7 protein-coding genes are annotated in these 12,008 nt (G+C 34.5%); 4 read left to right on the top strand and 3 right to left on the bottom strand.

Annotation, left to right across the window (positions count from 1 at the left end; genetic code table 11):
- The first annotated feature begins 6 nt into the window (after window positions 1-6).
- The 4 genes from JE46_RS02315 (at window position 7) to JE46_RS02330 (ending at window position 5,487) form a co-directional block, all read left to right on the top strand.
- Entirely contained in the window at window positions 7-2,013 is a 2,007-nt protein-coding gene (locus tag JE46_RS02315; protein ID WP_031453646.1) for a DUF2264 domain-containing protein, read from the top strand.
- A 57-nt stretch (window positions 2,014-2,070) separates the two neighbouring features.
- Window positions 2,071-3,075, top strand: a complete 1,005-nt coding sequence (locus JE46_RS02320) for a glycoside hydrolase family 43 protein (RefSeq protein ID WP_031453647.1) — start codon at window positions 2,071-2,073, stop codon at window positions 3,073-3,075.
- A 48-nt stretch (window positions 3,076-3,123) separates the two neighbouring features.
- Complete coding sequence (locus JE46_RS02325; RefSeq protein ID WP_083480835.1) at window positions 3,124-4,254, top strand: DUF4861 family protein; 1,131 nt, start codon at window positions 3,124-3,126, stop codon at window positions 4,252-4,254.
- A 183-nt stretch (window positions 4,255-4,437) separates the two neighbouring features.
- Complete coding sequence (locus JE46_RS02330; protein ID WP_031453649.1) at window positions 4,438-5,487, top strand: LacI family DNA-binding transcriptional regulator; 1,050 nt, start codon at window positions 4,438-4,440, stop codon at window positions 5,485-5,487.
- Between the two features lie 167 nt (window positions 5,488-5,654).
- On the opposite strand, the gene JE46_RS02335 is transcribed toward JE46_RS02330, so the two are convergent.
- From JE46_RS02335 to JE46_RS02345, 3 genes are all read right to left on the bottom strand, one after another.
- Window positions 5,655-7,199 (bottom strand): hypothetical protein, encoded by a 1,545-nt coding sequence (locus JE46_RS02335; protein WP_031453650.1) that lies wholly within the window; start codon window positions 7,197-7,199, stop codon window positions 5,655-5,657.
- A gap of 437 nt (window positions 7,200-7,636) precedes the next feature.
- Entirely contained in the window at window positions 7,637-8,374 is a 738-nt protein-coding gene (locus JE46_RS02340; protein WP_031453651.1) for a hypothetical protein, read from the bottom strand.
- Between the two features lie 208 nt (window positions 8,375-8,582).
- Window positions 8,583-11,948, bottom strand: a complete 3,366-nt coding sequence (locus JE46_RS02345; protein ID WP_051872800.1) for a CheR family methyltransferase — start codon at window positions 11,946-11,948, stop codon at window positions 8,583-8,585.
- Window positions 11,949-12,008: the final 60 nt, after the last annotated feature.

Here is a 12,008-nt window from a genome sequence, read left to right on the forward strand (position 1 = left end):
TAAAAGATGAATAAATTTAAAATATTGTTTTTAGCGACTGTTTGTAGTGTTTCTTTATTTGCACAGCATAAAGAAAATACGGATACTGTATTTCAGATAAAAAATCCTGATTATAAAATTAGTCCTTACACAGGAATGACCAAACAACACTGGAAAGACGCCGCATTCTATTTGCTGGAAGGCGCATTTAGTTACATTCATACTCTGGATGATCCGATGAAGTTTCCCAAACAGGAAGGAAAAAGTTATCCGGTAAACGAAGGTCAGGTTCCGACAGAAAAACTCGAAGGCCTTTGCAGAACCTTATTTATTGTTTCGCCTTTATTGAAGGAAAACCCCAATTTAGTCATCAATAATATAAAAGTAGCCGATTATTATCGCTATCAGATAGCCAAATTAGCTGATCCAAACAGTCCGACTTACATTGAACCCCGTGCTAAAAATGGCGGACCAAGTCAAAAGCTGGTTGAATTTGGCGCTTTGGCACTTTCGCTTCTGACCAATCCTGAAGTGTTATGGAAACCGCTTCCGCAAAATCAAAAAGACGATCTGGCTAAAATAATGCTGAGTTACGGCGACGGACCAACGGTAGATTCTAACTGGAAGTTTTTCAACATTTTTGTACTGAGTTTTTTTAAGGAACAAGGCTATACTGTTAATGAAAAATTATTGGTTGAATATTTAGAAAAATCACTAAAACATTATCGGGGCAATGGCTGGTACAATGACAGTCCGGCATTTGATTATTACAGCATGTGGGCATTTCAGATGTATGGAAATATCTGGTCAGAGTTTTTTGGAAAGAAATACTATCCTGAAATTGCGGCGAAGTTCATGTCGAATTTTAGTGATTTAAAAGACAATTACCCTTATCTGTTTAGCAGAGACGGTGAAATGATTATGTGGGGAAGGAGCATCAGTTACAGAACCGGAGCCGTAGTTCCTTTTCCGTTAATGGGATTCCAAAATGATCCAGATACCAATTACGGATGGATGCGCAGAATTTCATCTGGCGTAATCAAACAATTTTTGACACATCCGGATTTTATGAAAGACAATGTGCCTACGCTTGGTTTTTATGGTGCATTCGAACCAGCCGTTCAAAATTACAGCTGCCGCGGTAGTGTGTACTGGATGGGGAAAATCTTTCTGGGTTTGCTGGTTCCCGATAACAATCCATTTTGGACAGCCAAAGAAAACAATGGCGATTGGGATACGATATTCAAAAAAGACCAGGTTTACAATAAATATCAGGGAGATTCGCAAATCCTGATAACCGATTATCCTAATATTGGCGCGTCAGAAGTAAGAGCCTGGTGTCATGAAAAGGTAAAAGACGACTGGCAGAAATTCAGATCAACAGAAAACTACAACAGACTTTCTTACAACAGCGCTTTCCCGTGGCAGGCAGATGGCCCAAATGGTGAAGTGGCAATGAATTATGTCATTAAAAATAAAGATGATAAATGGGAAGCCTTTAGATTATTTACTTTCAAAAAGTTTGAAAATGATATTTATTACCGAAATGTAGTTTTAGAAACCGATGAAAATATAAAATTCAGTTTGGCAGAGATTCCTTTACCTAACGGAATTTTAAGAGTAGACAGAAATGACAGTAACAAACCTGTATCAATGCGTTTGGGACATTATGCTTTGCCTAAATTAGATAAAGAAATAATTTCGACTAAAAAAAATATAGCAGGACATGAAGTTACGATTATCGACAACGGAAAATACCAGCTGGCTATGATTCCGCTTTTGGGTTGGGATAAAACTGAAGTCGTAAAAGCAAAAGGATTGCATCCGGAAAGCAATGAAAGTTCGGTAACAAATGTTTCCAGCGATTCCAAATCAAACAAAAAAGGCATTTCTGCAATGCTGATGCTTTGGAAGAAATCAGGCGAAAAGTGGAAGAAAGAAGAGCTCGTTCCAGCAAAAATTTTACAGCAAACAGATGGATCTGTAACTGTAGAATTTGATAAAGGGATTAAGAAAGTAATCAACTTTAACTAAAACAATATCAGATTTTAAACGAACACATTATATAACTCAAAAACAAATCAAATAAGCATGAAATTAATTAGAATTTTCGCTTTGGTAATAATGGCTGTAATCAATCCATTTCAGGGCAGTTCACAATCCATTACATTTAATAATCCAATTGCAGAACAGCGCGCAGATCCGTGGGTATATAAAACGGATGCCGGTGAATATTATTTAATTGCAACCGTGCCGGAATACGATCGAATTGTAATCCGAAAAGCAAATAGTATAAACGGTTTAAAAGAAGCAAAAGACAAAGAAGTTTGGCACAAACATGAAAAAGGCGTTATGGGCAGCCATATCTGGGCTCCTGAATTACACCGGATTGATGGAAAATGGTACATCTACTTTGCTGCAGGCGAATCTGAAAATATTTGGAACATAAGAATCTGGGTATTGTCTAATCCTTCTGCAAATCCAATGGAAGGCAAATGGACAGAAGAAGGACAGCTAAAAATGCAAAAAGAGTCATTTTCGCTTGATGCGACAACTTTTGAGCATAAAGGAAAAAGATATCTGATCTGGGCTCAAAATGTAAGAGGAGGAAATCACGGTACTGCTTTGGTTATGTCTGAAATGAAAAATCCAACAACGCTTACCGGTCCGGAAATTATTTTGACAGAACCTGAATTTAGCTGGGAAAGAGAAAAATACAATGTTAATGAAGGCCCCGCTGTAATTAAAAAGAACGGAAAAATATTTGTAACGTATTCAGCCAGTGCCACAAATCATAATTATTGCGTGGGCTTGCTATGGATTGATGAAAATGTAAATTTACTGGATGCTTCTAATTGGCAAAAATCTCCCGGCCCGGTTTTTTATACGAATGAAGAACTAAAAAGATACGGTCCCGGTCACAATTCATTTACTGTCAGCGAAGACGGAAAATCTACCATCATGATTTATCATGCCAGAGATTACAAAGAAATTCAGGGACACGAATTATCCGATAAAAATCGTGCAACACGTGCAAGAGCTGTAGAATGGACAAAAAGCGGTTTTCCTGATTTTATACAGAATAAAAATGATTAATTGCTGAAATTTATAATATTGGAAATCAAATAATTTAAAAGAATATTCATGAAATTTTTCAAACTTTTCCTTTGCCTGGTTTTTATCATGCCTGAAATTTTTTCAGCTCAGACTAAAGCAACTATAACTATTGAAAACAATTCGGATTTAGATCGAAAAGAAACTGTTGTTTCAATAGACTGGAAAGCCATTTTAGATCGTTATCCTAAAATTGACACTTCAAATTTTGTTGTAATGAATACCAAAACCAAGAAACAGGCTGCTTTTCAGTTAGAACATCGAAATTCTTCTGTTATTCAAAATTTACTGATTCAGGTTGACGTAAAAGCAAAATCAAAACTGACTCTTTCAATTCAGGAGGGAAAACCTGAAAAATTTACCGTAAAAACATACGCGAGATATGTTCCCGAACGAAAAGATGATTTTGCATGGGAAAACGATCAGATTGCTTTTCGTACTTATGGAAAAGCCATCGAGGGATCAAAAGAAGATGCGTATGGTTTTGATGTCTGGGTAAAACGCACCAATAGAATGATTATTAATGAACGCTATAAATTAGCGGATTATCATACCGATCATGGAGACGGAATGGATTATTATCATGTTGGATATTCATTAGGCGCAGGAAATATGGCACCTTATGTGAAAGATACGATTCGTTATTCGGCTAATTATCATCGCTGGAAAGTTTTAGACAACGGGCCATTGCGTTCTACTTTCCAATTAATTTATGATGAATGGAATGCTGGAGGGATAAAAGTCACAGCTGTAAAAACAATCTCACTGGATGCAGGTTCTCAACTCAGCAAAATCGAAAACGTTTATACTTTTGACGGAAACAAACCTTTACCGGTTCTGGTAGGAATCATTAAAAGACCAGAAGCCGGAAATATTTCACTTAATGAACAACAAGGAATTATGGGCTATTGGGAACCCACTTCTGCAAAAGATGGTACGACGGGTGTTGGCTCGATACTAACTACGCCTGTAACAAATATGTGGATAGATAAAATACAGTTACTGGCGAAAACAACCGTTAAAAATAATGAGCCCATTGTTTATTATACTGGTGCTGCCTGGGACAAGGCAGGAAAAATTACAGATGCAAAAAAATGGTTTGAATATCTCTCCACTTTTCATCAGGAAATAAAAAATCCTTTGATTGTAAGTCTAAAATGATTGAATGTTAAAATTTCATTTAACAGTTAAAAAATGGAATCATTCTAGACTTATGAAAATATAAATAATAAAAAACATACAAAAAAAGTGCGTTTTAATAGAATAGAAAAAGAATTTTATGAAATTGATTATCATATTACTATAATTTTTCACTATTAGGTACATTTAAGATATATTTGCAGCATGAGCACAAAGAGAATGACCATTTACGACCTGGCAAAAGAACTTGGACTCTCTGTATCCTATGTTTCCAAAGCCCTGAATAATAAACCGGGAGTAAGGGAAGAGGTACGGAAAGAAGTTTTAAAAAAAGCGGCCGAACTTAATTTCAGACACAATACACAAGCTGCAAATCTAAGACGTGGCTCATCCAGAACACTTGGTGTAATCGTTCCTCAAATTAATCAAAGTTTTTTTTCAGATGCCATTTCAGGTATTGAAAAAGCATGTACAGAAAACAAACACAATTTGATTATTTGTCAGTCACATGAAAAATCTGATCTTGAAAAAACAGCAATCGAAACACTGATTCATCAGAATGTTGATTGTATTTTAATTTCCCTTTCAAAAGAAACACAGTCTGCCAAAGTTTTGGAACAGGTTTTAGAGCATAAAATCAACCTGATTCAATTTGACCGCTGCGATGAAAATTTTCTGGGTCACAAAGTTATAAATGATAATAAGCATGCAACTTATAAAGCTGCAAAAAGCATGATTGATGAAGGATATCAGCGCCTTGCTTTTATTGGAGGCCCTTTGCACATGGATTTGTTCGTTGATCGAAAAGAAGGTTTTATCCAGGCAATTAATGAAGCCGGAATGCTTGTACCGGATCATTTTATTGTAGACGATAATATAAGTAAAGAGAATGCATTTCAGACTGCTTTAAAACTCCTTGCTTTGCCTGAACCACCGGACGGATTTCTGGCAATATCAGATTTACAGGCTTTGGGAATTATGCTGGCTATAACGCAATCCGGACTTAGAATCCCACAGGATATTGGAGTTTTTGGGTACGCTAATGAACCTTTCACAGAAATCATCACACCTTCCATATCTACCGTAGATCAAAATAGTGAAAAGGTAGGATATCAGGCCGCAATGGTTTACTTTGACCATATTTTAAAAAATAAGGAAAGTGATGAAATCATAACTAAAATAATCGAATCTGATTTGATCATCAGGAGCAGTTCAAAAAGGAATAGTCATAATAATCAGCCGGGAATTCTATAATAAACCCGGTAGGATTCAAAAGTTGTCAGGTTGAGCGAAGTCAAAGCCTCTTACTTGTAAACTTTCAACTTCGCTTAAGACACCCATTGATTTCTGAAAGCATACGATATTCAATCAATTTTATAGTTTTTTTACGTCAATTACATAAAAGGATTAAACAGGAAATTTTAATTATCAGAGAAAGAACCTATTTGTTGTAAATGTCTTTCTGTCTGATACTTATTAAAGTTATCCCATTTTGGAGGAGAACTTGTTTTTTGCCCGTACATAGAATCCAGACAAATATTGTTGTCTTTGTATTTCTCATGCAAAACAGCCAGAATTTTAAAGAAAAATGCATCCAGCATGACAATGGCTTCAAATTCAGATTTTAGTGACGTATAATTCGGATCTGATGGATTCAATAATTGCAATAAATCTAAAACCTCGTTCTTTTCAGCTCCATTAATTTCAGCTAAGTAGCCCATTTTTAAAGTTTTATAAACCAAATTGTTCCAGGCAGCACTGTCATGTCCCCATTGAACGTCGGGCAGATTTAAAGAATGCTCGCAAATTAGAATAATAGAAAAAAGAACATCATTTAGGTATTCTGCCGGAAACTCATCAAAACTTCTGAATTCAAAACCGCTTTGGTACATTTTTTCCTGATTAAAATCAAGACCCACCTCCGAAAGCATTTCATACTCCATATCGACTTCAATTTGATCTCGCCACCAAATGTTTTCTTCTTTTTCAAATTTCAGCAGTTCTCTAAACTTATCTACATTATAAGTTAGAATTTTACCTTTTGGCATTGCCTTGTTATAAGTTCCAACGCCTATGTAACGTGACATGGCATTTCTCATAGATCCTAAAGTAAAGTTTTTATCCAGACTATATTTATCACTTATCACGCCCATAATATCAGGACTCCCAAGGGTTGCTATAAAAAAAGGCTCAAACCATTGCAATAAATAAATGGCATTGGCGTGTGTTTTTTCAAATTCATTGTAGTCAACAATTCTGCTGTCTTCTGTTAATGAGGGTAAAGTAATATGAAAATGGTACGTTCCGTTATTAAACAAAACCAGATTTTCCTGATTGGTCATGAACATATTAAGACCATTGTTATAATCCGGAAAATTTAATTTCCCATTCAATACAGACGATTCATTTATTTTATCAAGGAATAACTTCTTGGTCGCTTTTAATTCTTTACAGGAATCATCAATAGTTCTGTTTTCAAAGTATTTGGTTACAAATTCGATAGAATCTCCATCGAAATGTACAGAACCCATCGTTTTATTTCTTTGGGTAATCATACTTTGAATATTGTACGGTTGATTTTCGAGAAAAAGTTCCATAATGGATTTCCCAAGATATTCCGGATTTTCAAGTGACTGTGTGTTTGATTCAGCCGTTTCTCCCGTGTTAACTGAAGGTTTTACAGCAGATAATGTTTTGTGCTGGTAGTTGATATCCAGTTTTTCCAGAGAATGACTATTTAGCATTCGGCTCACCTTATAATTTTCATTCAATCCAAAGGCTTTTTTCAAAATAGGAGCGAGGCTCTCCGGTTTGTAGCATTTTCTGTAATCGATACTGTATTTCTCAAAACCAATTTTTTCTTGTATAAATTCACCAGAAACTATTAGGGACTCCTCAAATTGCATGTAGGTTTCGTTTTCTAATCCTATTCCCCAATAATATTTTTTTGTCTGATTGTCTTTCATTTATACTTTTTATTGTTTTAAGGTTAATTATAATTTTATAAAGTCATTATTTTTATTAGGACATACAAACCTGACTCTGTTCAAAATTAGAGGCGAAAAATCTTTTAACGGACAAAGCATCATTTTGCATCCATTAAAAAAAATTATTTTACTTTTAAATTTTAGGAATGTATTTTAATCTCAGAAATTTTGCACTTGTATCGATCGAAAGATTGATGAAAATAAAGCTTTATAATGGGGTTATAAAATTCTATTTGGCAATTAATTGCTTTTATATCAATAATTTATGATGATGAATAGCCTGATTATTACATTTTGCTATTCCTGTATTTTCCAGACTGCAAAAGTAGATTATTATTATGTTATTTCCAAAGAGTTAAAACATTGAATATCAATTATTTTTTTAAAACATTTAAACAATAAGATGAATACTTTATTTACTCATGGTAATACAACACATAGGAAGAATATAATTCGTCATTCCACCAGTCTTTTCTAACTTCCGAAAAGTAATTATAATTCAATTTTCCTGCTTGTGATTGCAGCGGATATAGCACAACACCATTCTCACGATACGCTTTATGCAAATCTGTTTCAGGAACAACAGGAACAATATGTCCGGAGAGTCCTTTTATTTTTCTTTTGGCACAAATTATTCCAATTCCGCCATTTTCATTCACTTTATTCTGAATTTCATCAACCGTATGCATTCTTTCCCAGCCAAAACTAGCTCCCCATTCTAAAAACCAATCGTGTATGGCACTGGAATAAATTCGATCGACAGTATCTTCAAAAACAGCTTCAACATCTTGTCCCTGTAAAACCTTTTCCAGAGATTCAGCTGTCCACCAAACTGTTGGAAGATATACTTTAGAGAAATAGCAATAATCATAGGAGTATACATTGCAATAGGTATCTTCAACTGTTTTTTGGTACCTAATACTGGTTTCAACATTAAGTTTAGCAATGAGTTCATGAATACTCTCTTTTTTGCTGCTAGTATTCGTCAAATCTCTAAATGGAATATTAGAATCATCCATAGGTTTTTCTTTCATTTCCATGGAATCTAATCTGGATTCTAAACCCGGTAATAAATCCGCTTTTCTTATTTGAGTGTTTGGTATTGGATTGTCAACCAAGTTTAATGATGCTAATGATACGGTATAATTTTCCATCTTGACTACTTAAATTTATTGACTTGATGCAACAGGAATTGCATATTCGTACAACGACTTTGTTAACCAGATGGTAAATATAACAATTTAAAATTCTTAAGGAGTTTCAGAAAAAATCAAATTAAAGAAAGCAGTACGAATTAACAGCAAGATTTTTGTTTCTGAATCCAGCATTGAAAGTTTTATATTCTAATATCATGGTGGTAAATCATACAGGAAGTATAATATGAAAGGCTGCTCCAACATTTTCTTCTGCTTTTGAAAAAATAAGTCCTTTATGATTTTCAACAATTTTTTTACCAATCGAGAGACCTATGCCAGTACCCGTGTATACTTCATTATTATGGAGTCTTTGAAAGATAGTGAAAATTTTATTTTCATATAGTTTGTTGAAACCAATACCATTATCCTTGATTATTATTTCGCAATATTCTAAACTTTGATTGAGCTCAGGATATTCTTTGATTTTTGTTTTAGAAATTTTACGTGAACTGATTTCTATTTTAGAAACAGAACCATCATTTTTGCAAAACTTAAGAGCATTACTGATCAGGTTGTAAAAAAGCTGGTTCATTTGCAGCGAAATAGCATTAATAACCGGTAATTTCCCCTGCTTTATCTGCACTTTACGTTCTTCTATCATTAATTCAAAATCAACAAGGATATTTTTAACAATCACATTTAGGTCAGTAGCTGCAAATTGACCGTCGGGATTATTAAGGTATGAATAGGCGAGTAAATCCTTAATCAATGTATTCATTCTGGTGGATGATTTACTGATTTTTTCTAATAGAATAAGTGCTTCTTTAGAAAAATTTTCGTCCATTTCCAGCAATCTGCTTATAAACATCAGGATTTTACGCAGCGGCTCCTGTAAATCATGACTTGCAACGTAAGCATATTCCTGTAATTGAATATTTGCATGATAAAGATTTTTAACTGTGTTTTCGAGTTCTGTGTTAGATGCTAATAACTCAGAGGTACGTTCCTGAACTTTGGCCTCAAAACCATCTGAAAGAACTTTTAATCTCTTTTCAATAATTCTTCTTTCAGTAATATCTTCAATAGCCAGTAAAATTAATTGTTCTTTACTGGTTTCATTGGTAACTTGTCTGGCATTAAGCAGCATAATACTTTCTCCATAGGGCAAAAGATTCACCGATATCTGGTAATCATCTAACTGTGTCTTTTCGGGAAGTATTTTTTCCAGCATGGATCTCATTGGAATATTATCAAAAAGATGATTCTGTATTTCGTAAATTAGCTTGCCAGCGGCTTCTTCTTTGGTAATATTATATTTTTTTGAGAATGCCCTGTTTATATTTTTTATTCTTAAATAGGTATCAAGTACTACGATAGGTTCCCAAAGAGTAGCTACAATGGCCTCGGTATAATTTTTTGAAATATTAATTTGTTGTTGTTTGTTTAAAAGCTCCTGATTAATTTGTAAAAGTTCTTCGTTGCTGGATTGTAATTCTTCTTTTGAGGTTTCAAGTTCCTCGTTCAGGCTTTGCAGTTCTTCGCTTCCACTTAGCAATTCTTCATTGGCACTCTGCAGTTCTTCATTAGAGGCTTCCTGCTCTTCACTTATGGTATTTACATCGTCGTGTATTTTGGCCAGTTCTTTTTCAAGTTGTACGATCCTTCGCAAATTAATATTGTCCCGTATTTCTTCGGGAGTGAATGTAGTCGAAGAAATATTCTCTTTTTCCATCAAGGTTTTATAAAACAAAACTAAAAAATAAGGTTCTGAGGTATCTTCCAGTGGCAGAATTTCGATTGTAATTTCGCTAATTGTGCCTTTATTCGTTACCTGAATATGTTCCTTTTTTACTCGAACATTAGCTTCTTTAGCTTTATGATAAGTATTTCTCAGCTCAAAGGCTAGTCCTTCACGCGCCATTTTTAATAAATTAAAAGTAGGCTTTCCTGTCGAAAGCTCAATAAATTCAGCTATAGAACCATTAATATGAACAATATCCAACTGATCATTTACAATAACGCTGGCCGGTGTATATTTTGAAAGTAATACAGCTTCCGCACTTTTTCTAAAATCTTCCTTGATGGTCTCCTTTCTCACTATAGCAGTTTTTATTTTTTTTAATTTATTATTGCTTCCCATACCGGAATGTACAAATCTGCCTGAAACCTGTTTTCTGGTATAAATTTTTCCAACTTTGTCAAATGGCTGAAAAAGCTCTGCAGCAGGAACAGCCGTTTCTGATTTTCCTAAAAGTAAAAATCCGTTTTCTTTTAAGGCGTAATGAAAAGTGGCAAGTGATTTTTTCTGTAGAAAAGAATCCATGTAGATAAATACATTTCTACAGGTTATCAAATCCATTTTTGCAAAAGGAGGATCAGTCAAAAAATTATGAACCGCAAAAATGCACAGATCCCTAATTTGTCTTTTAATTTTATAACCGTTTGTATTGGATGTAAAATATTTGGTTAGAATGGTTTCTGATATATTTCGCATTTGAGATTTTCTGTAAAAACCAATTCTGGCTTTGGCAATAGCTACTTCTGAAATATCCGATGCAAAAATCTGAATTTCTTTTCCTTCGAGGTTTTCTCCTAAATATTCATGGAGAGTAATAGCGACTGTATAGGCTTCTTCGCCAGTAGAACAGCCTGCAATCCAGATGCGTATCGAATTTTCTTCCGTTACCCTGTTAGTCAATAAGGGAAATACTTTCTCTTTCATGATCTGAAATATTTTAGTATCCCTAAAAAATTCGGTCACAGGTATAAGTAAATCATTGAACAAATCCTCAGGAGCCAGTTTATTGCCCTGAAGCACCTTTAGATAATCCTTTAAATTTAAAATTTTATCCAAAGCCATTCTCCTCGCAATGCGTCTGCGTATAGTACTTTGTTTATAATATGTAAAATCTACTCCGCTATGATGGCGCAAAATTTTGATGATTTCATGAAATAAATCTTCATCATTTAGATTATTTTCTTTGCTGGCCGAATCTCTTACTTTTGAAACTTCAATTAATTTCTGTACGATTTGGCGAGGTGATAATACATAATCGACTACTCCGGCATTGATGGCGTTTTGTGGCATTTCGTTATTTGCGGCGTCAATATCCTGTGCAAAAGTAATCCCTCCATGTTTTTTTATTGCTTTAAGCCCCAACGTTCCATCAGAACCGTTTCCTGAAAGCAATATCCCATATGCCAAATCAAGGTGCACTTCTGCCAATGAATTAAAAAAAATATCTATTGCCTGGTTTTTTGTGTCTTTCTGACGTGGGCTTAACTTTAAAACACCGTCAAAAGAGGTAAGCATTTTATTTTCGGGAATAACGTAAATGTTATTGGGAGCCAAATGAATATCATCTGTAATTTCATTTATGGGAATTTTGGCTACCCGCGAAAGAAGTTCTGTCAGCATGCTTTCATGCTGTGGATGCAAATGCTGTACAATAACATACGCCATTTCAGAATTATCAGGAATTGCCTCTATAAACTGCTTAAAGGCTTCCAGTCCGCCTGCAGAAGCACCAATACCAATGATCGGAAAATCCTGTCTGGAAGGTTTTGGTAAATAGTTATTCTCCGTATGCATTGTTTTATTTTTTAGATATTAAGTAACATAAATTGATGCATACCATTAAATAACAGCACT

The sequence above is a fragment of the Flavobacterium chungangense LMG 26729 genome, assembly GCF_000735715.2.
Taxonomy (GTDB): Bacteria; Bacteroidota; Bacteroidia; order Flavobacteriales; family Flavobacteriaceae; genus Flavobacterium; species Flavobacterium chungangense.